General features: G+C 70.0%; 18 protein-coding genes. 2 read left to right on the top strand and 16 right to left on the bottom strand.

Annotation, left to right across the window (positions count from 1 at the left end; translation table 11 throughout):
• Positions 1-4: 4 nt before the first annotated feature.
• From AC0QR5_RS00165 to AC0QR5_RS00125, 9 genes are all read right to left on the bottom strand, one after another.
• A complete protein-coding gene (locus tag AC0QR5_RS00165; protein ID WP_329863364.1) occupies positions 5-511 on the bottom strand; it encodes a hypothetical protein in 507 nt (168 codons plus the stop codon).
• 262 nt (positions 512-773) lie between these two features.
• Positions 774-959: a hypothetical protein gene (locus AC0QR5_RS00160; RefSeq protein ID WP_329863362.1), complete on the bottom strand. Its 186-nt coding sequence runs from the start codon at positions 957-959 to the stop codon at positions 774-776.
• A 59-nt stretch (positions 960-1,018) separates the two neighbouring features.
• Entirely contained in the window at positions 1,019-2,170 is a 1,152-nt protein-coding gene (locus AC0QR5_RS00155) for a PLP-dependent cysteine synthase family protein (protein ID WP_475372486.1), read from the bottom strand.
• Between the two features lie 11 nt (positions 2,171-2,181).
• Positions 2,182-3,309, bottom strand: coding sequence for a peroxidase-related enzyme (locus AC0QR5_RS00150; protein ID WP_329863712.1), 1,128 nt, complete (start codon positions 3,307-3,309; stop codon positions 2,182-2,184).
• Positions 3,260-5,203: an FAD/NAD(P)-binding protein gene (locus tag AC0QR5_RS00145; RefSeq protein WP_329863710.1), complete on the bottom strand. Its 1,944-nt coding sequence runs from the start codon at positions 5,201-5,203 to the stop codon at positions 3,260-3,262. Before AC0QR5_RS00145 ends, AC0QR5_RS00150 begins: the two co-directional genes overlap by 50 nt.
• A gap of 2 nt (positions 5,204-5,205) precedes the next feature.
• Positions 5,206-6,168: a carbohydrate ABC transporter permease gene (locus AC0QR5_RS00140; RefSeq protein WP_329863708.1), complete on the bottom strand. Its 963-nt coding sequence runs from the start codon at positions 6,166-6,168 to the stop codon at positions 5,206-5,208.
• A 5-nt stretch (positions 6,169-6,173) separates the two neighbouring features.
• Complete coding sequence (locus AC0QR5_RS00135) at positions 6,174-7,070, bottom strand: carbohydrate ABC transporter permease (RefSeq protein ID WP_329863705.1); 897 nt, start codon at positions 7,068-7,070, stop codon at positions 6,174-6,176.
• A 45-nt stretch (positions 7,071-7,115) separates the two neighbouring features.
• Positions 7,116-8,591 (bottom strand): ABC transporter substrate-binding protein, encoded by a 1,476-nt coding sequence (locus AC0QR5_RS00130; RefSeq protein WP_329863703.1) that lies wholly within the window; start codon positions 8,589-8,591, stop codon positions 7,116-7,118.
• A complete protein-coding gene (locus tag AC0QR5_RS00125; RefSeq protein WP_329863701.1) occupies positions 8,588-9,613 on the bottom strand; it encodes an NAD/NADP octopine/nopaline dehydrogenase family protein in 1,026 nt (341 codons plus the stop codon). The genes AC0QR5_RS00130 and AC0QR5_RS00125 overlap by 4 nt, the downstream gene beginning before the upstream one ends.
• Positions 9,614-9,746: 133 nt before the next feature.
• Here AC0QR5_RS00125 and AC0QR5_RS00120 point away from each other — a divergent pair, with 133 nt between their 5' ends.
• Complete coding sequence (locus tag AC0QR5_RS00120) at positions 9,747-10,460, top strand: GntR family transcriptional regulator (protein WP_329863699.1); 714 nt, start codon at positions 9,747-9,749, stop codon at positions 10,458-10,460.
• 105 nt (positions 10,461-10,565) lie between these two features.
• Here AC0QR5_RS00120 and AC0QR5_RS00115 read toward each other — a convergent pair whose 3' ends face one another.
• The 7 genes from AC0QR5_RS00115 to AC0QR5_RS00085 form a co-directional block, all read right to left on the bottom strand.
• Positions 10,566-11,564 carry a sugar phosphate isomerase/epimerase family protein gene (locus tag AC0QR5_RS00115; RefSeq protein WP_329863698.1) on the bottom strand — a complete coding sequence of 333 codons (999 nt, stop codon included), beginning with the start codon at positions 11,562-11,564 and terminating at the stop codon, positions 10,566-10,568.
• Between the two features lie 2 nt (positions 11,565-11,566).
• Positions 11,567-12,691: a Gfo/Idh/MocA family protein gene (locus AC0QR5_RS00110; RefSeq protein WP_329863696.1), complete on the bottom strand. Its 1,125-nt coding sequence runs from the start codon at positions 12,689-12,691 to the stop codon at positions 11,567-11,569.
• Positions 12,692-12,702: 11 nt separating this feature from the next.
• Complete coding sequence (locus AC0QR5_RS00105; protein WP_329863694.1) at positions 12,703-13,542, bottom strand: carbohydrate ABC transporter permease; 840 nt, start codon at positions 13,540-13,542, stop codon at positions 12,703-12,705.
• On the bottom strand, positions 13,535-14,686 hold the full coding sequence (locus AC0QR5_RS00100) for a carbohydrate ABC transporter permease (protein WP_329863692.1): 1,152 nt from the start codon (positions 14,684-14,686) through the stop codon (positions 13,535-13,537). The genes AC0QR5_RS00105 and AC0QR5_RS00100 overlap by 8 nt, the downstream gene beginning before the upstream one ends.
• An 11-nt stretch (positions 14,687-14,697) precedes the next feature.
• On the bottom strand, positions 14,698-16,026 hold the full coding sequence (locus AC0QR5_RS00095) for an extracellular solute-binding protein (protein WP_329863690.1): 1,329 nt from the start codon (positions 16,024-16,026) through the stop codon (positions 14,698-14,700).
• An 81-nt stretch (positions 16,027-16,107) separates the two neighbouring features.
• Positions 16,108-17,262 carry a Gfo/Idh/MocA family protein gene (locus AC0QR5_RS00090; protein ID WP_329863688.1) on the bottom strand — a complete coding sequence of 385 codons (1,155 nt, stop codon included), beginning with the start codon at positions 17,260-17,262 and terminating at the stop codon, positions 16,108-16,110.
• A complete protein-coding gene (locus AC0QR5_RS00085) occupies positions 17,259-18,002 on the bottom strand; it encodes a sugar phosphate isomerase/epimerase family protein (RefSeq protein WP_329863715.1) in 744 nt (247 codons plus the stop codon). Before AC0QR5_RS00085 ends, AC0QR5_RS00090 begins: the two co-directional genes overlap by 4 nt.
• A 288-nt stretch (positions 18,003-18,290) precedes the next feature.
• Between AC0QR5_RS00085 and AC0QR5_RS00080 the strand changes: the two genes are divergently transcribed.
• Positions 18,291-19,526 (top strand): ROK family transcriptional regulator, encoded by a 1,236-nt coding sequence (locus AC0QR5_RS00080; protein ID WP_430970766.1) that lies wholly within the window; start codon positions 18,291-18,293, stop codon positions 19,524-19,526.

The following is a 19,526-nucleotide window of genomic DNA, read 5'->3' as shown; positions in this document are numbered from 1 at the left end:
CGTTTCAGGGTCCGTTGGCGAAGACGGCGTCGGGGTCGTCGGGGGCGCGGCGGTCCTGGAGGCCGGGCGGGGCGCCGTCGTTGACGTCGTCGGCGATGTTGCCGCCGCTCCGGCCGCCGGTGCCGAGCAGTCCCGTGAAGGACCAGTCCTCGTTCGGGGGTGCGCGGTGGCCCTCGAACCAGGAGGCGGGCGTCCCCAGCGGGCCCGGTACGACGCCGGACGGCTCGGCCGCGCTGTGCCCCGCGGGGCGGTGCGGGGCCGGGCCGGACGCGTCGGCGCCGGGGTCCGGTTCGGCGTTCCCGAAGGGTTCCGGTTCAGCCTCCCCGGCGGTTGCCGGCTCGACGTCCCCGGCGGGTTCCGGATCAGCGTCCCCGGCGGGTTTCGGATCAGCGTCCCCGGCCGATCCCGGTCCGGCGCTACCGGCAGGCCCCGGTTCGACATCGTCGCCGCCGGAGCCGCTGGCGGGTTCGGGGTGGGCGGGTTGCTCCCCACCGGTGCTTGGGTTCTCCATGGTCAGTCCGTTCTCCCGCGTGCTGCGCCACCCCCAGGTGGTGGAACCGACGCTACTCCGGAGCGCGTCGGCTGGCGAGGTGCCGCGCAGGCCACGGCGCTCGCACGGATCATCAGTTTCTGGACGAATCGTCGTCCAATGGTCACTGATTCGTCCAAAACCGGATGATCGGCCGGGCCAGCCACTCGGCCATAGCGCGGGCCGACCGCTCCCTCGGCGTCTGGGCTGCACGCGGGCCCCACGACCGGGGATCCCGGATGGACTACGTCGGGCCGAGGAGCGCCCACGTCCCGACGGGTTGATAGGCAGAGTCGTAGACGTCCTCGCCACTGCCCTCGACGAGCGGATAGTTCTTGAGGTTCCCGGCCCAGTAGCGCAGGATCCGCGCGAGCTCGGGTTCCACCTCCCCCGTCAGCTGGTCGGTGTCCACTTCCAGCACGAACCGCATGGCCCGCTCCCCTCTGTCGCGTTCCGACCGTCGGCGGCGCTGCCGGCGGTGGGTCCAGCCTAGGCGCCCAACGGCGTGAGGTTCCAGCGACCGCTTTCGAGGAAGCGGTCGATCATGCCGTCATAGGGGGCAGGGTCGATGCCCTGGCCCGCAAGCCAGGCGGGGTCGCGGTGGGTGCCCCGGTAGCGTTCGGCGCCGTCGCAGAGCAGGGTCACGATGCTCCCGGTGCGGCCCGTGGCGACCATCTCGGCGGCGAGCTGCCAGGCGAGCCAGAGGTTGGTGCCGGTGGAGGGGCCGGCCTCGAGGTGGGCGAAGCGGGCCAGGTGGTTCATCGCGGCCACGGAGGCGCCGTCGGGCACGGTGCGCATCTCGTCGATGACGGAGGGGATGAAGCTCGGTTCCATGCGGGGCCGGCCGATGCCCTCGATCCGGCTGGCCCGCCCGGTCGCGGCGGCGGCGGCCGCGGCGCCCTTCCCGGAGCGCCAGGCGTCCCAGGCGGGCGCGAACGCGGAGCCCTCCGGGTCCGCGACGGCCAGGCGGGTGGGCAGGCGGTGGTAGCGCAGGTAGCGGCCGATGGTCGCGCTCGTGCCGCCGGTCCCGGCCCCGGCCACGATCCATTCCGGGACCGGGTGGGGTTCGCGGGCGAGCTGGCCCAGGAGGGACTCGGCGATGTTGTTGTTCCCGCGCCAGTCGGTGGCCCGTTCGGCGTAGGTGAACTGGTCCATGTAGTGTCCGCCGGAGTCGGCGGCGACGGCCTCGGCGCGGGCGTAGACCTCGGAGGCGTCCTTCACGAGCAGGCAGCGGCCGCCGAAGCGCTCGATCAGGGCGATCTTCTCGGCGCTCGTGCCGCGGGCCATGACGGCGGTGAAGTCCAGGCCGAGCAGCTGGGCGTAGTAGGCCTCGGAGACCGCGGTGCTGCCGCTGGAGGCCTCCACGATCGGCGTGGACTCGGTGATCCACCCGTTGACGAGCCCGTAGAGGAACAGGGAGCGGGCCAGGCGGTGCTTCAGGCTCCCGGTGCGGTGGGTGGACTCGTCCTTGAGGTAGAGCTGCACGCCCCAGTGCCCGGGCAGCGGCAGCCGGTGCAGGTGCGTGTCCGCCGAGCGGTTGTTCTCCGCCTCGATCACCCGCACGGCCTCGTCGACCCACTCACGCCCCCGCAACGAAGCCAGGGGACCAACGGACGCGGGACAGGGCGACGTCTCTCGCATGGACCCGCCCACTATGCCGAGGCCTTCCCGGCAGGATGCCCCTCGCCCAGCGTCAGCATGAGGCGATTGGCCCAGGCGAACATCGAGGCGACGGCAGCAGCATCCATGACTTGAGACCTTGAGGCCCCTTCCGCGAGCAGCGCGGCCAGATGACCCGGCGCAAGGGCCGGCGGGCTCACGGCCAGCGCGGCGCCCACCGTGGCCAGCGCCCGTTCCCTGACCGACTCCAACGCACCTACTCCGCCGTGCTTCAAGCGCGGCGTGGAGACCGTGTCCTTGCTCATGAAGAAGTGTCTGCGGCCGTGGACCGAGGCGCAGAATCCGCATCCCGTAGTCAACGAGGTGGACAAGGCCACGAACTCGCGCTCGGCGCGGTCGAGCACTCCGCCGCCGACCTGGGTGGTTGCCGCTCCGCCCTCCACCCTCTCGCCGCCTTCGCCACCGGTCATGATCTCGTCGTACAGCCGTGTCCTCAGAGCCAGGAACCCCGGCTCATGGCTGAGGACGCCGTAGTAGTCCGAGGCCCCTTTGGCGTCGTCGGCGGCCCCGGGCCCGTTCGGATCCACGGCGGCGGACACGAACCCCGTCCAATCCATGAGCGGATACTCCGCGCGTGGATGCCCGGGCTGGCCCTCGGGCACCCCGCTGAAGGGCACGGTTGTCGGTACGGCCTCCCCCGCCCTTTCCAGCGCGTCGGCGGCGATCCTCAAGCGCGCGAAAAACGCGGCAAACGACGCGACCTGGCTCGCCGCGACGATCACTGCATCGGAGACGCCGGCTTCCTGCAGGGCTTCGACGCCGGAGCGTCCGGTGGACGCGGGGTCGACAGCGATCTCCGAGACATGGTCGAAGAGGGCGACGCGCCAGGGGTCGAAGACGTCCGGCCACCTCGCGTCGTCGTCGATGACCGCAGAGGCGCCCTGCCCCGCCGCCTCGTCCAGCAACCGCCGCAGCTCTGCCTCGAAGCCCTCGTGCCCCGATGCCTTCGCGACTGACAGGCCGATCCGCAGCCGGTCGACCGCGTCAAGGGAGGTGATGCCCTCCGGCGCTCCGCTGCCGAAGGCCGCGTCGAAGGCCCGCTCCGTGAGGTCACGAAGACTGGGCCTGAGCGATCCGAGGGGCTCTTTCAGCGTGCTCATGGAGTGCCTTTCCCGTCAGGAGCGCGGCCCGGGCAACGGCGTCGTTGTCCCGGAGGAACCGCGAATTGGTGTGTGCCAAGGGGCCGAGCTGCGTGCCCCAGTGGATGGATTCGAGGGGAACGCCGACGACGAAGAGGCCCTGCCGCTCGCTACCGCCGGCGTCGATCAGGGCATAGGGCGACCGGCCGACCTCGAGCGCGCCGGAAACGAACGCGCCATCGCCATCGGCAATGGCATAGGGGCGGGCCAGGCCTTCGTCGACCAGTTGACGCAGAAGCGGGTTCCGGGTGCGCTGCGCCTGCGCCGGAGGCAAATGGGCCTCGAGAAGGCCGGCTCCGGCGTGCTCAGTTCCGGGAACGGCCGGCGAGCGGGCGACGAAGGCCCCGCCGCGGGCTTCCACCACCATGTCCGGCCCCAGGGGACGGACGACGCCGGCCTCGACGAGCGCGGCGAGCTCACGAATGCGGCGGGCAGGCGGACCACTGGCCAGCGCCCCGCCGAAACCCCTGAACCATCCTTCGATGTCGCGGGAGTAGGACCGGCCGGTGAAGCCCCCGTAGGGCGCCAGACGCCGGATCGGAGCCCGCCCGGCCCCCAAGGCGATCGACGCGCACTTCAACGCGCTGTCGTATCCCTTCATGGCCTCCGCGTAGTCTCGTTGCAGATCGTCCGCCCACCACCGCGTGAACTCCTCGTAGGATCCGAACGTCCTGCCCCGCAGCGGTTGGTCCAGCGCGTCCAGGTCCAGCCGGTCGGACGGCTGCGGGACGGCCGCGGAGAACGCCTGTTCCAATTCCGGGTCGCCCCACTCCCAGGCGTCGAGCGCGGCGACGACATCGTCGAAATCGCCGGCGAACGCCTCGGGACGGGTCTGGTGGAGAACGGCATAGTAGGTGTAAGCGGTGTCCTTGGCCACGGAGGGCCACAGGTCGATGCGGAAGTCCAGCTGCCGCTCCGCGGACTCGAGCCCTTCGAGACGGGCGTCCGTCAGGTACCGGCGCTCGAACGCAGGCGTCAACGTGCCGAAGACGCCCTTGGCCCGGTAGGGGACCCCTCGGCGGGATCCGGCCACCATGACCGGTTCGCGCCCGCTCGGGCGGTACTCGAGCCGGTCATCGGCAGATTCGTGGAACTCCCCTCCGCGGCCCACCGTCAAGAGGGACATGTAGTCGAAGAAGTTCATCCCGAGACCGCGGACGATCAACACCTCGCCGGCCCCGACCGCGTCGAGGTCCTGGCTGATCGGGTTCGAGGGCAGGCCGTAGAAGAGCCCGTGTTCGAGGGCGTAGTGGAGCAGCTCCTCCTCGCGGTCGTTGGGTTCGAGATCGCTGTGCCCCGTGGCGATGACAACCGAATCGAACCGCTCCGTGGTGTCGCCCGCGGTGACGTCGAACCCTCCAGGAGGAGCCGCGGCGGGCCGCACGGCGACGACCTCCCGCGCCTGATGGCGGACGTCGACGCCCTCGGGGAGGCGGGACACGTCCTCGGCGTAGGACCACTCCAGGTACCGTCCGAGCAGCTTGCGGGATGGATGGCTCCACGGTTCGAGTTCTTCCGCTTCCTCGCGGATCCCCTCTTCTCCGCACGCCAGGCTCCCCGAGGCGATCTTCCGCGCCCATTCGTACAGCGTGGGACCGGGGACGACCGGCCCTTCGCAGATCACGGAGTCATCGGTGAAGTGCGTGGCGTCCGCGCACAACGTGTTCATCAGCAGGTGTTGCGGCTGCTCGCCGCTCCACACGCGGCCGCCGCCAGGCGGGTGCGGGTCGAAGAGCACCACCTCGATGGCGCGACCTCCGGTGAGCCGATGGTTGGCCGAGATCCTCTCGACCACGGAGATCCCGCGGGGACCTGCGCCGACGACGGCGATGCGGAGGGGTGCGCTCTGCTCCATGGTCAGTCCGTGGACCTTTCGCTCTTGCGGTAACCGCGCAGGTAGAAGTAGGCCGCCCCGGTGAGCAGGATGGCGGTGCAGACCGCGAGGGCAGAGGCCTGCCCGAGCTGCTGCTGCTCGAAAGCCAGGGCGCGGATGGCCAGGGGCACGGTGATCGCCGAGCCCGAGGGGCCGCCGCCGTTGGAGAGCAGGAACGGCACGTCGAAGTCGTACGCGGTCCAGATGGTGCGCAGGAGCATGCCCGCCAACACCACCGGAACGATCGAGGGCAGCGTGACCGCGGTGAAGCGGTGCCACCATCCCCCGCCGTCGATCGCCACGGCCTCGTAGAGGTCCCTGGGAATGCTCTGCAGCCGGGCGAGGACGATGATGACGAAGAACGGCGCGTACTTCCAGACGTTCACGAGCACGAGCGTCGGCATCATCATGGCGGGATCGGACAGCCAGTTCAGCGGCTTGTCGATCAGCCCGAGGGTCTGCAGTCCATAGTTCACCACGCCCGTGACGTCGTTGAACATAAAACGGAACACCAGCGCGGCGACGATGGCCGGGACCATGTAGGGGATCAAGACCAGGACGCGGGCCAGGCGCTGGCCCTTCAGATTGAGGTTGAGCAGCATGGCCACGGCGACGCCGAGGACGACCTGGAGCACCATGTTGGACACGGTCCAGTTCACGCTACGGAAGAACGCGTCGCGCACGGAGGCGTCCGTGAAGAGCGCGACGTAGTTATCCAGCCCGGAAGGCGTCCTGGCTCCGGTATTGATGTCGACGTCGTTGAAGCTGTTGAGGACGGCGACGCCGAACGGGTAGACGGCGAAGACCAGGATCAGCAGGAGCGCGGGGGCCACGAGGAGATAGGCGAGTCCGCGATCGCTGAGATAGCGCTTACGCCGGGGTTCGGATCCAGAGGTGCCGGCCGGGCGGGTTGCCCGGCTGCGCCCGGAGGCGTCTTTGACGGTCATGGCGGTCATCCCTTCACTGCTCCCTCGGACAGCCCGGCCACCAGCCACCGCTGGGCCATGAAGAACAGCACCAGGACGGGCAGGATGATGGTCAGCGCGGCCGCCATCAGCAGGCCCCAGGACTCGGTGCCCATGTGTCCCATGAGGAGGAACACGGCAGGGTTGGCGGGGAGTTTCTCGTTGCTGGTCATGAGCGTGGAGGCGAACAAGTACTCGCTCCACGCCGCGTTGAACGTGAAGATGGCAGTGGAGGCGATTCCGGGAAGCGCCTGGGGCAGCACGACGCGCAGGAAGGCCCCGAAGCGGGTGCAACCGTCGATCATGGCTGCTTCTTCTGTGTCGATGCCGAGGCCGCTGAAGTAGGAGCGCAGGATCCAGAGGGCGAAGGGCAGCAGCGTCGCCGCGTAGAGCACGGCGAGCGCGGCCCGGTTGTCGCCCAGCCCGTTGCCGAAGAGGATCTGCGTGATCGGCACGAGGACCAGGATGCCAGGCAGCAGGTAGGCCAGGAGCGACAGCTCTCCGACGGCCCGCACGGCCCGGAACCGGAAGCGGCTCATCGCGTAGGCCGCCATGATGCCGAAGACCAGGGCCACCACGGTCGCGACCGTCGACACCAGCATGCTGTTGACCAGGTACTGCTGGAAGCCGTAGATCTCGAAGAGGTCGGTGAAGTGCTTGAGCGTGAACTCGCTGGGGAAGAAGGTCGGCGGGTAGGCCGCGATCTCGGAATCCGGCCGGATCGAGTTCACGATGATCCAGTACATGGGCACGACGGCGGTCAGGACCACCAGGACGAGTGCCGCGTACTGGAGCGCCCGGAGGGGCTTGAGGCGCCGGTTCGTTCCTCGGGGGCCACCCCGGCCCGGTGATGCGGGCGCGCTGCCCGCTACGGCTGTTGCCATGAGATCCGTCCTCTGGTTCGCGTGCGCATTCTGGTGTCCGCCTGCCTAGATGACTTCCGGCGACCAGCCGGGATTGGCTTCGTGGAATCGGTCCGCGACTTCCTGCATCTTGCCGCAGGCGTCCTTCCATGCGTCCTCGGGACTGCGGTTCTCCAAGAGGATCTGCTGGAACATCACGCCATCGAAGGCCGGGGAGGGCCAGATCTCCGAGGAGAAGGGACACAGGTTGGTGATCTTGCGTTCGAACGCGCCGTCGACCACGGCCCCCATGCTCACCGAGGCCGTCATGGCGTTCGGCGCGCAGTCCATGAACGTCTGGACCCAATCGCCGTGCTTGGTGAAGAACTCGTCCTGGGGATTGCGCACCTCCTCCTCGAACTTGGCCAGGACGCTCTTGAGGGGCGGCAGCAAGTGGCCCGGCACGGTCTTGGCGAAGGCCACGGCGTCGTCCCCCGTCGTCAGGCGCTTGAGGAACTCCTTGGCCATCTCCGGGTTGCCCGTCTTGGAGTAGAGCGCGTACTGCTGGCTCGAGCCGAAGTGCAGCTCGCCGGTCATGAAGTCGCCCGCCGGAATCCGCATGACGCCGGTGTTCTCGGCAAGCTTCGGGTCCCGTTCGGCCAGGACGGCGCCGAGTCGGCCCGGGAACGTCGCGAACGCCGCTTGCCCCGCGGAGTAGGCGGAGACGATGTCGCCGAAGGCCGCGTTGTACATGGACTGGGGAGCGAACTTCATGAGCGAGGCGAACTTCTCGACTGCGCCCAGGACGTCGGGATGGTTGAACGTCAGCTGGCCGTCCCGATCGAAGTAGTCGTGGCCGGACTGGTAGAGGTAGGGCGCGAAGAACTGCAGGGGCAGCTGCGGCGTCGGGCCGACGGCCATGGCGATGCCGTTGATGCCGTTCTGGCCGTGGAGCGCCTCGACGGCGTTGCGGTACTCCTCGAAGGTCTTCGGCACGGAGAGCCCGGCCGACTCGAGCAGGTCCTTGCGGTAGTACACGAGCGAGGAGTTGGACTGCAGGGGCATGGCCACGTCGTGCCCGTCCACCAGGATGCGGGTTCCCGGCAGGAAGTCGTCCTCGCCGATCTCCTGGACGAGGTCGTCCAGCTCGGCGAGATGGCCGGCCCGAGCAAAGTCCGGAAAGGAGCTGACGGCCGGGGAGAAGATCCCGACGTCGACGTTGTTCTGGAAGGCCGTCGTCAGGTACTGCAGCTGGTTCGCATCGGCGTAGACGGTGACCTTCACGTCCATGTCCGGGTGGTCCTTCTTGAAGTTTGCGATCACCATGTTGTAGAAGGCCAGGGTCGCGGGGTCGTTCTCCACGGTGTAGAGCGGGATGACCTTGGACCCCGAGCCCGAGGCGCCGGAGGGGGAGGTCGTTCCCCCGGCGCAGGCGCTGAGGAGGGCGGTGGCGGACAGTCCCATGGCGCCGGCGAGGAAGCCACGGCGTCCGAGCTGCCCGTTGACCATCCTCGTCTTGAGGGATTCCAGTGTGTCGAGGTCGCGGCGGACGGTGTTGTTCACTTGATGGCTCCTTGGCTGGTGTGGAGGAACTGCTGGAAGAGGCGGGCGGCCGGGACGTCGGCGTCCAGGCCATGGTCGATGTCGAGGGAACGGAGGAGGGTCAGCAGTCCGTCCAGATGGGGCGTGGTGATCCCCAGCCCGCGGGCAAGCTCACCCCATTGTGCGACGCCGAACGGGACGTCGTCGGCCACGTAGCGGTAGTCCAGGCTGGGCGGCGACGGGACGCGTTCGAAGTTGGCGAAGGTCTGCAGGCAATCGATGATGCCGTCGCCGGCCATGCCCTCCTGGCCGTAGAAGCGGACGAGCCAGTCGCGGACGCCGAGTTCCTCCGCGCCCAAGCGGCGGACGATCTCGAGCCGCTCGGCATCGACGGCCTCGATCAGGGCGCCGACGGCCGGCGAGATGCCGTTGCGGTAGAAGGAGAACGGCTCGGCGTTCTGGATGCGGGCCGCGTTCAGGAGAACGACCCCGGGGTGGATCATGTGGTTGGTGTTCGACAGGGAGGTGGTGACCAACTCCGAGGGGACGAGCTCCGGTAGCAGCCGGACGAACTGCGCGTGGAGCACTCGGGTTTCCCCGGCCGTCTCCGCCGCCATGGGGAGGCGCCGCTTGATGGTGTGCGGCGTCAGCACACCTTCGCTGACGGTGCCGGACACCGGGAATCCCGTGGCCTCGGCCACGCGGGGAGGCTCCAGGCCCCACTCCCGGAACCACTCCAGGACCCGCAGCACGCCGCCGAATCCACCCGGAGCCAGCAACAGCGGAACGCCCGCCAACTGGTGCCGCTGCGGCTCGATGTGCTGCTTCAGCTTCCGGGACTCCGCCACCAGGACCGCGGCCTCGATCCCGGCCCCGTCCAGCGGGCGGGCGTCGATGTCCACTTCCGTCAGCAGTCCGTCGTAACTGACGGCGCGGATGCGGTCCGTCGGCTGGAATCCCAGCTGGACGGCCCGTCCCGACGCGGCGGCGATGTACCCGGCCGCGCTGGCCGCTTGTTGGTCGCCGAAGACGAAGACGGTCATTCGGTGATCACCTCTGTTCGCTTCGCTCGATGTGATGTGGGCAATAGTTCAGCCGAGGATTCCAGTGGTGTCAAGAGAAAATTAAACTAAAACTTCAGTAGGATTCCGATGTGGTGCTTGGTAGGCTGACGCCATGATCCGAGACAAGAAGGGATCGCTTGTCGACCGCGCCTACGGCGTGGCCAAGAGCCGTATCCTCGATGCGGACATGCTGCCGGACTCGTTTGTCGACGAAGCGGCGCTGGCCGTGGAGCTGGGCACGAGCAAGACCCCCGTGCGCCAGGCCCTGAACCGGCTCTCCGCGGAGGGGTTCATCCGCATCCTGCCGCAGCGCGGAACGCTCGTGAACCGGATCACCATGGCGGACATCCAGCAGGTGTACTTCCTCCGCGAGCTCTTGGAGCCGGCGGCCAGCGAGCTGGCCGCGACCCGCGCCACACCGGCACAGATCGAGCAGCTCAAGGAGCTCGACGAGCAGTTCCAGAGCAGCAATGAAACACGGCCGGACTTCGACCTGCATACGCGGATCCATGTGGGCATCGCCCAGATCGCCGGGCTGCCCCGGATGACCAAGGTGATCTCGGAGCTACAGGACCAGATGCACTGGTTCCTGTCCGTCCGGGCCGCCGAAGGGGGCCCGCTGCCCCCGCGCCATCGGCATACGGACCTCATCGAGGCCGTCAAGACCGGCGACCCGGCAACGGCCCGGCAGATCACCGAGGAGAGCATTCGCAAGTCGCGGGACAAGATCGTCTTCGCCAGCGCCACGTCCGGATCGTACGGCCTCTATTCTCCCGACACCTTTGCTTGGCGGGAGCCAAGCGAGCAGGGCGACGCCCGCCGCTAGCCGCCGCCGTCCGGAAGCGAGACGGACCGGGGACGACGGCGGGGCGGCCCCCGAAGGTGCCGCCCCGCCGTCGTGCTGCCTGATCCGTGCCGCGCGGATCCGCCGCTACTGCTTGAACGCGGCGTCGAAGGAGGTCTCCGACGCCGGGAAGTCCAGCTTCCTCAGCGCCGCGAGCGCCTCCGGCGCCCCGTGCAGGCGGTCCATGCCGGCGTCCTCCCACTCGATCGAGATGGGGCCGTCGTAACCGATCGCGGCGAGCGCGCGGAACGCGTCCTCCCACGGAACGTCCCCGCGCCCGGCGGAGACGAAGTCCCAACCGCGCCGCGGATCGCCCCAGGCCAGATGGGAGGAGAGGATGCCGTTGCGGCCCCCACCCATCCGCATCCGGGTGTCCTTGCAGTCCACGTGGTAGATCCGCTCGGCGAAGTCGGAGATGAAGGCCACGGGGTCGATCCCCTGCCACATCATGTGGCTCGGATCCCAGTTCAGCCCGAACGCCTCCCGGTGCCCGATCGCCTCGAGCGTGCGCTGCGTGGACCAGTAGTCGTACGCGATCTCGGACGGATGCACCTCGTGGGCGAAGCGCACGCCGCACTCGTCGAAGACGTCGAGGATCGGGTTCCAGCGGTCGGCGAAGTCCTGGTATCCGGCGTCGATCACCTCGCCGGGCACGGGCGGGAACATGGCCACGTACTGCCAGATCGAGGACCCCGTGAACCCGACGACGGTGTCCACGCCGAGCTTCTTCGCGAGCCGCGCGGTGTGCTTGAGCTCCTCGGCCGCCCGCTGCCGCACGCCCTCGGGATCGCCGTCGCCCCACACCCTCTCCCCCACGATCCCCTGGTGGCGGAAGTCGATCGGGTCGTCACACACGGCCTGGCCCTTGAGGTGGTTGGAGATCGCCCAGACCTTGAGCCCGTACTTGTCCAGGATCCCGAGCCGTTCGGCGATGTACGCGTCGTCGTCCCAGCGCCAGGCGTCCAGGTGCTCGCCGGAGACCGCGATCTCCAGCCCGTCGTAGCCCCAGCCGGCCGCGAGCCGCGCGACCTCCTCGAGCGGCAGGTCCGCCCATTGCCCCGTGAACAGGGTGAAGTTCCGTGCCATTCCTACTCTCCAATCCTCAACGGGGCCCCGCCGCGGGCCGCGCTGGACTCGATCGCGTCCAGCACCTCCTGCACGGCGAGCCCCTCGGCGAACGACGGCGATGCCTGGGTTCCGGACGCGACCGCGCCCAGGAAGTCGGCGGCCTGGTGGGTGAACGCGTGCTCCCATCCCAGCACATGGCCCTGGGGCCACCACGCGTCGAGATAGGGGTGCTCCGGTTCGGTGACGACGACCCGGCGGAATCCGGACTCCGAGGCCGGATCGCTCCCGTCGAGGAAGCGCAGCTCGTTGGGCCGTTCGAGGTCGAACGCGAGGGCGCCGGCGCTGCCGTAGACCTCGATGGTCAGCGCGTTCTTGCGGCCCAGCGCCACGCGGGACACCTCGACGGAGGCGACGGCCCCGCCGTCGAGCCCCAGGGTGGCCCAGGCGGCGTCGTCCACCGTGACGGGCTCGGTGCCGTCCGGCCCCGGGCGCTCGGTGACGAACGTGCGCAGGGTGCCCGACGCCGTCGTCACCTTCTGCCCCGTGAGGTACTGGACCTGGTCCACGGCGTGGGAGGCGATGTCCCCCAGCGCGCCGGAGCCGGCCGTGTCCTTGCGCAGCCGCCACGTCATGGGCGCCGCGGCGTCGGCGAGCCAGTCCTGCAGGTAGGAGGCGCGCACCTGGCGCACCGTGCCCAGCCGGCCCTCGGCGATGAGCCGGCGGGCGTAAGCCAGGGCGGGGACGCGGCGGTAGGTGAAGCCCACCATCGCGACCTGGCCGGGCGCGGCAGCGGCGGCGTCCACCATGGCCCGGGCCTCGGCGAGCGTGTTGGACAGCGGCTTCTCCACCAGCACGTGCTGGCCGGCCTGCAGCGCCGCGATGGCGATCTCGGCGTGAAGCCAGCCCGGGGCGCAGATGTCGATCACGTCGATGTCGTCCCGGCCCACGACGTCCCGCCAGTCCGTGGCCGTGTCGGCCCAGCCGTGACGGCGCGCGGCCTCCTTGGTCGCCGCGGGGTCCCGGCCCACGAGGACGGCTTGCTGCACGTCGGGGACGTCGAAGTACGCGCCCACGTTCCGCCACGCGTTCGAATGCGCGCGGCCCATAAAGGCGTAGCCGATCGTGGCCACCCTCAACTCGGTCATGGGGACTCCTTCTATTTCACGGCGCCGGCGGACAGGCCGGCGACCAGGTGCTTCTGGACCAGCATGAAGCCGATCAGCACGGGCAGGGACACCACCACGGAGGCGGCCATCAGCTGGTTCCAGAAGACGTCGGTCTCGGAGGCGTAGGCCCGCAGGCCCAGCGCCAGGGTCTTGGTGGATTCGTTCGCGAGCACCGAGGCGAAGAGGACCTCGCCCCACGCCGCGATGAACGAGTAGACGGCCACCGCCACGATGCCGGGCTTCGCGACCGGCAGCACCACGCGGAACAGCGCGCCGAGCCGGCTCGTGCCGTCGATCATCGCGGCCTCCTCGAGCGCCTGCGGGATGGAGGCGAAGTAGCCCGTGAGCATCCAGATCGCGAACGGCAGCGTGAAGGTCAGGTACGTCAGGATGAGCCCGCCGAGGCTGCCTTGGAGCTGGATGCCGGTGACGTTGCGGATCTGCGTGAAGATCAGGAACAGCGGCAGCAGGAACAGGATGCCGGGCAGCATCTGCGTGGACAGCACGGTCAGGCTGAAGGCCCGCTTGCCGCGGAAGTCCAGCCGAGAGATGGCGTAGGCCGCGAGGATCGCGATGACCACGGAGCACACGGTGGCGGTGCACGTGATGATGAGCGAGTTGACGAAGTAGCGGCCGAGCGGCACTGTCTGCCAGATGTCCAGGTACGGCTCGAGGGTGATCCGCTCGGGGATCCAGCGGAAGACCCCGGAGACGTCGGAGAGCGGCTTCACGGACGTGGAGAACACCACGTACAGCGGCACCACGACCCACACCGTCAACAGCGTCAGGACGATCGCGCGGATGATCTTGAACTGCTTGGTCTCAATCATGCTGGGCTCCCTTGGGCAGGACCAGGCGCACGTAGAACGCGGTCGCGACGAGCATGGCCAGCAGCAGCAGGACGCTCATCGCGCCGCCGAGGCCGAAGTTCCAGGACCCGAACGAGTTCTGGTAGATGAGCGGCGTGACCAGCATGGCCTCCGCCGGGGACGAGGGGCCGAAGAGCACGAACGGGATGTTGAACTGGTTGAAGGTCCACAGCCCCATCACGAGCACCAGGACGCCGTTGGCGGGACGCACCATGGGCAGCGTGATGTGCATGAACTGGCTCCACAGGCTCGCGCCGTCGAGCGACGCCGCCTCGTAGACGTCCCCCGGCACGTTCTGCAGGGCGGCGAGCAGCATGAGGAACGCGAACGGCCACAGGGTCCAGATGTTCACGACGATCATGGCGGTGAGGGAGTTCTCGCCGAGGAGCCAGAACGGCCGCTCGCCGCCGAAGAGCCCGAACACGTCCACGAGGAGCTGGTTCACGGCGCCGTCGCGCTGGTTGAACATAAAGGCCCAGGCGATCGTGCCGACGTAGGTCGGCAGGGCGTAGGGCACGAGGAACAGGGTGCGCAGGAAGGTGCGGCCGCGGACCTTGGAGGAGAGGAACACGGCGCCGGCCATGCCCAGGATCCAGGACCCGCCGACCACGATGACGGTGTAGACCGCGGTGCGGCCGAGCGCGGAGAAGAACGACTGGCCGATCGTGGACTCGGGGTTGAGCCCGTTGACGAAGTTCTGCAGCCCCACGAACGGGGCGTTGAGCCAGTTCGTCAGGTTCAGCTGGTTCAGCGCGGTGAACGCGATCCAGATGCCGAGCGCCATGGGGATGATGTGGATCAGCAGCTCCATGAGACCGGCCGGCGTGACGAGGTAGTAGGCGAGCCGGGACTCGGCCTTGCCGCGCGGGGTCCTGCGACGGATCGCCTGCGCGTCGGGCGCCTTCCGGGCCCTCCCGCGCGGGGCGGGGGATCCGGCGTCGTCCGGGGTGCCGGTTCCGGGCGCGGTGTGGGTGCCGCCCCCGCCGGCCGCGGGGCGCAGGGCCTCCGCGGCCGGCCCGGAGGCGGACGACGCCGGGGCCAGGCCCACGCCGTCCGCGTCCGCGGGTGCCGGGATGGTTCCCGGCACGGTGTTCTTCGGTGCCATGGCCGCGGTCCCTACTGCGCGGCCGTCATCTGGTTCTGGGCGTCGGTGAGGGCGCGCTCGACGTCGGCGCGCGTCACCGTCCCCGTGGCCGCCTGGGCGAAGAGGTTCTTCACCGCGGTGCCCACGAGGGTCTCCATCTGGCCCTCCTGTGCCACGAGCGGCATGGGCTGCGCGTGGTCCGCGAGGGTCTTCTCCTTGAGCTTGGCGGACTCGTTCTGGAACTCCTCGGCGTCGTAGGCGTCGGCGACCGTGGGCAGCGAGGTGTAGGCGTCGTTGAGGTAGACCTGTTCCTCGGTGTCGGTCAGGTGGGCGACGAGCTGGTAGGCGGCGTCCTTGCTGTCCGAGTTCTTGAACACGGAGACGTTGGAGCCGGCGGCGAAGCTCATGACGGCGCGGTCGCCCGTGGCGTTCCCATCGACGAGCGGCATCGGGGCGACGCCCCAGTCCTCGAAGTCGCGGGCCGTGAAGTTCTTCACCGGATTCTGGTTGAAGACCATGGCCGCGCGGCCATCGATGAGGTTGGCCACGGCGTCGGCGCCGTTGGTCATCTCCGCGTCGGAGGGGCTCATGACCTTGTGCGTTCCCATGAGGTCGACCCACTCGGCGACGCCGTCGATCTGGGCGTCGGTGTTGAAGGTCGGCTGGCCGTCGGCGTCGAACATCGCGCCGCCGTGCTGCTTGCCGCGGATGAAGGAGTGGTGGGCGCCGTTGGTGACCGCGCCGGCCTCCGTGGAGATGCCCCACTGGTCGATCTTGCCGTCGCCGTCCGTGTCCTTCGTGAGCTTCTTGGCGGTCTCCACGAACTCGTCCCACGTCGCGGGCGGGGCGTCGATCCCGGCCTCCTCGAAGAGCTCCGTGTTGTAGTAGAGCGAGTACGCCTGGCTGTAGAGCGGGACGGAGGTCGGCGCCTTGCCCTCTGCTCCGGCGGTGGCCCATGCGGCGGACATAAAGCGGTCCTGCCCGCCGATCGCCTCGAGGAACTCGCCCTCCACCGGCTCGAACGCCCCGGTCTCCTGGAGCGTCACCGCCCAGGTGTTGCCGATGTTCAGCACGTCGGGGCCGTCGCCGGAGGTGACGGCGGTGAGGATCCGGTTATACATGTCCGTCCAGGGGATCACCTCGAGGTTGACCTTGATGCCGGTCTCCTCGGTGAAGCGCTCGAGGGACTCGCTGAGCACCTCGCGGTCGTGGTCGAGCGACTGGCCCTGGTTGGTGGCCCAGTAGGTGATCTCCTGGGAGCCGGCGTCGCCGCCACCCCCGGAGGAACCGCAGGCCGCGAGGCCCAGGACGAGGACGGAGGCCGCGGCGGCGGCGGCGCCGAGGCGGAAGGTGTGCTTCATGGTGTTCTCCTGTGGGTTGGTTCGATCGTGCGGAGGCCGCCGCGGCGGCGCGGAGCCCGGGGTGCCCGGTGGGGCGGAAGGTCAGAGGGTCGCGGCGGCGGGGTCCCACTCGGCCGGGAGGGCCGGGACCACGGGCGCCGAGGATTCGACGGCGACGAACTCGCCGGTGGCGGCGGACTGCTCGATCGCCAGGAGGGCGTCGACCACGTGGAAGGCGAGCGCGCCCTGGGCGCGGTGTGCGCGTCCGGCGCGGATCGCCCGGGCCATGTCCAGCACGCCCTGGCCCCGTCCGGCCGTCGAGCCCTCGAGCTCGAGCACCTCCCACTCGTCCGCGCCGGCGCGCATGAGCCGCAGTTCGCCGTCGAACATGTTGGGATCCGGAAGGGACAGCGTCCCTTCCGTGCCGGACATCTCGATCCAGCCCATGCGCTTGAGCTCGGACTGGAAGCTGAAGATCGACTGCGCCTGCTGGCCGGACTCGAATTCGATGAGGGCGCCCACGTGGGTGGGCACCGTGACGTCGAAGGCGGTGCCGGCCTTGGGGCCCGTGGCGATCGTGCGCTGGTCGCGGGAACGGGTGCCCATCGCGGCGACCCTGCGGATCGAGCCGAAAGTCTGGATCAGGGCGGTGAGGTAGTAGGGGCCCATGTCCAGCAGCGGGCCGGCGCCGGCCTGGAAGAGGAACTCCGGGCTCGGGTGCCAGGCTTCGGGGCCGGGCACGTGGAAGAGCGTCAGGGCGGTCAAGGGCGCGCCGATCACCCCGGCCTCGATCGCCCGGCGGGCGGACTGCAGGCCGGCGCCGAGGAAGGTGTCTGGGGCGCAGCCGAGCAGGAGCCCCGCGGCCTCCGCCTCCGCGAGCAGCTCCCGGCCGGAGGCGCGGTCGAGGGAGAACGGCTTCTCGCTCCACACGTGCTTTCCGGCGCGGACCGCGGACTGGGCCACGGGTACGTGCGCGGCGGGAATGGTCAGGTTGACGACGATCTCCACCTCCGGGTGGGACAGGACGTCCTCCGGGGTGCCGTGGACGGCGATCCCGTACTGCTCGGCGCGCGCCTTCGCGGCCTCGGGGAAGAGGTCGCCGATTGCGTGGACGACGACGTCGGCGAAGGTCGTGAGGTTGTCCAGGTACTGGGTGCTGATCACGCCGGCGCCGATGATGCCGACCCCGACCGGACCCGTGCGCTGCGTGGCGGGCGCCGCGGCCGGAGCCGACGCCGCGGTGTCCTGCGCGTTCATCGGGCGGCTCCGGCCGAGAGGTAGGCGAGCGATGCCGCGAGGGCCTCGAAGAGGTCCCCCGTGTAGGAATCGAACTCGACGACGCCGGTCTCGACGCCGTTGCGGACGGCCGCGGCGACGACCGCGTCGACGGGCATGGCGCCCTGCCCGGCGGGCTGCTGGGCCGCGGTGTCGCGGCTGATGGGGCCGTCCTTGAGGTGCACGAGCCTGACGCGGTCGCCGAGCCGGTCCAGGAGCGCGGCCGGATCCTCGCCGCCGACGGCGACCCAGTAGGTGTCGACCTCGAGAACCACCTCCGGATCCAATTGCGAGGCGAGCAGCTCGAGCGCGGTGGTGCCGTTGAAGCGCGAGGAGATCTCCCACTCGTGGTTGTGGTAGCCGACGCGGATCCCGTGGGCCGCCCCGGCGCGGGCCGCGGCGTTGAGCTTCGCCGCCGTCTCGGCGACCTGTTCCTCGGTCTCCCAGTGCTCGGCCGGGAGGTAGGGGTCGATCACGGTGCCGATGCCGAGCTTCACGGCGGCTGCGAAGATCTCCTCCTGGTCCTCGCGGAGCAGGGGCGCGTGGCCGGACGGCGCCTTGAGGCCCGTAGCGTCCAGGGCGGCGCGCAGCTCGTCGGCCAGCGCGACGAAGTTGTAGGGCTCGACGTTGGCGAAGCCGATCCGGGCGAGGCGGGCGACGGTGCCCTGCAGGTCCTCGGCAACGGCGTCACGGACGCTGTAGAGCTGGACGGAGAGCTCCAGGCCGGCGGCCCCGGAATCGGTGGTGGCGGTCGCGGATGCTGCCGCGTGCGGTTCGGTCATGATGGCTCCTTGCGAGACGGAGGGAGTGACTGTCGTCACAGTGACTCTAAGACCACTTTTGACGATCGTCAAGCAAAAGGTGTTTGATGATCAAAAGAAAGACGCATCGGGGGCAACACGCGGCAAGAGCGTGCACGGAGCCTCCGCGGCTGCCATGCTTCTGTCACCACGGCGCGGAGCACGCGCCGCGGAACGCACGGACACGGGCCCGACGAGAGGAGCAGGACCATGACCACCAGCGCATCCGGCGCCTCGGCCGAGGCCGCCGAGGCCGACCTCGCCCGTGCCGGCGAGTTCCTGCAGCTGCTCCGCGACGGCCGCCCGCGCACGCGGGCCGAGCTGGCCCAGCTCACCGGCATGGCCCGCTCCACCGTCGCCTCCCGCGTCGACACGCTCCTCTCGCTCGGCTACGTCGCGCCCTTCGGCGGGGCGAGCTCGACGGGCGGCCGTCCGCCGTCGTTGTTCGCCCTGAACCCGCAGGCCCGCGTCGTCGTCGGTGCCGACCTCGGCGCCACCCACGCCCTCGTGGCGCTCGCCGACCTCGGCGGGACGATCGTCGCCGAGGTGCGCGAGTCGCTGCCGATCGACCGCGGCCCCGAGGAGGTCCTCGCCTGGCTCTCCGGCGCCGTGACCGGCCTGCTCGCCGACGCCGGCCGGCCGGCGTCCGACCTCGCCGCGATCGGCATCGGCCTGCCCGGCCCCGTGGAGTTCGAGACGGGGCGCCCCGTGAGCCCGCCGATCATGCCCGGATGGGACGGATTCGACGTCCCGGGCCGACTGCAGCGCGACTTCGACGTCCCCGTCCTCGTGGACAACGACGTGAACATCATGGCGCTCGGCGAGCGCAAGACGGCCTGGCAGGACGTGGACGAGCTGATGTTCGTCAAGGTCGCCACGGGCATCGGCGCGGGCATCATCGCCGGCGGTCGGCTCCAGCGCGGCGCGCAGGGCACGGCCGGGGACCTCGGCCACGTCCGGGTCCCGGGCGGGCCGGACACCCCGTGCGCGTGCGGCAACGAAGGCTGTCTGGAGGCGGTCGCGAGCGGCCCGGCGCTGGCCCGGCGGCTCGGCGTCGACGTGGACAGCGCGGCGGGCGGACCGGAGCACAAGGCGTCCAAGGTCATCGCCCAGCGGCTGCGCGACGGCGACCTCGAGACCGTCCGGCTGGTCCGCGAGGCGGGCCGGCACCTCGGCAGCGTCCTGGCGAGCTGCGTGAGCCTGATCAACCCGTCCGTCATCGTCGTCGGAGGCTCGGTGTCCCAGGCGGGCGAGCACCTGCTCGCCGGGATCCGCGAGGTCGTCTACACCCGCTCCCTGCCGCTCGCCACCAAGCACCTGCGGATCGTCACCTCGACCGCAGGGGCGCGCGCAGGCGTCCTCGGGGCCGCTGCCCTGGCCACGGACCACGCCCTCTCCCCCGGCGCCATCGAGGCCGCCGGCCGGGCGCCGCGCCGGAGCGCCTGA

It is taken from the genome of Arthrobacter sp. J156, from assembly GCF_056172865.1.
The sequence above is the reverse complement of the archived record's forward strand: the minus strand, read 5'-3'. Positions and strand labels throughout refer to the sequence as shown.

Bases quoted from the DNA above. Each gene is read 5' to 3' on its own strand.
- AC0QR5_RS00165 (WP_329863364.1), bottom strand. From the start codon at position 511: ATGGAGAACCCAAGCACCGGTGGGGAGCAACCCGCCCACCCCGAACCC.
- AC0QR5_RS00160 (WP_329863362.1), bottom strand. From the start codon at position 959: ATGCGGTTCGTGCTGGAAGTGGACACCGACCAGCTGACGGGGGAGGTG.
- AC0QR5_RS00155 (WP_475372486.1), bottom strand. From the start codon at position 2,170: ATGCGAGAGACGTCGCCCTGTCCCGCGTCCGTTGGTCCCCTGGCTTCG.
- AC0QR5_RS00150 (WP_329863712.1), bottom strand. From the start codon at position 3,309: ATGAGCACGCTGAAAGAGCCCCTCGGATCGCTCAGGCCCAGTCTTCGT.
- AC0QR5_RS00145 (WP_329863710.1), bottom strand. From the start codon at position 5,203: ATGGAGCAGAGCGCACCCCTCCGCATCGCCGTCGTCGGCGCAGGTCCC.
- AC0QR5_RS00140 (WP_329863708.1), bottom strand. From the start codon at position 6,168: ATGACCGTCAAAGACGCCTCCGGGCGCAGCCGGGCAACCCGCCCGGCC.
- AC0QR5_RS00135 (WP_329863705.1), bottom strand. From the start codon at position 7,070: ATGGCAACAGCCGTAGCGGGCAGCGCGCCCGCATCACCGGGCCGGGGT.
- AC0QR5_RS00125 (WP_329863701.1), bottom strand. From the start codon at position 9,613: ATGACCGTCTTCGTCTTCGGCGACCAACAAGCGGCCAGCGCGGCCGGG.
- AC0QR5_RS00120 (WP_329863699.1), top strand. From the start codon at position 9,747: ATGATCCGAGACAAGAAGGGATCGCTTGTCGACCGCGCCTACGGCGTG.
- AC0QR5_RS00115 (WP_329863698.1), bottom strand. From the start codon at position 11,564: ATGGCACGGAACTTCACCCTGTTCACGGGGCAATGGGCGGACCTGCCG.
- AC0QR5_RS00110 (WP_329863696.1), bottom strand. From the start codon at position 12,691: ATGACCGAGTTGAGGGTGGCCACGATCGGCTACGCCTTTATGGGCCGC.
- AC0QR5_RS00105 (WP_329863694.1), bottom strand. From the start codon at position 13,542: ATGATTGAGACCAAGCAGTTCAAGATCATCCGCGCGATCGTCCTGACG.
- AC0QR5_RS00100 (WP_329863692.1), bottom strand. From the start codon at position 14,686: ATGGCACCGAAGAACACCGTGCCGGGAACCATCCCGGCACCCGCGGAC.
- AC0QR5_RS00095 (WP_329863690.1), bottom strand. From the start codon at position 16,026: ATGAAGCACACCTTCCGCCTCGGCGCCGCCGCCGCCGCGGCCTCCGTC.
- AC0QR5_RS00090 (WP_329863688.1), bottom strand. From the start codon at position 17,262: ATGAACGCGCAGGACACCGCGGCGTCGGCTCCGGCCGCGGCGCCCGCC.
- AC0QR5_RS00080 (WP_430970766.1), top strand. From the start codon at position 18,291: ATGACCACCAGCGCATCCGGCGCCTCGGCCGAGGCCGCCGAGGCCGAC.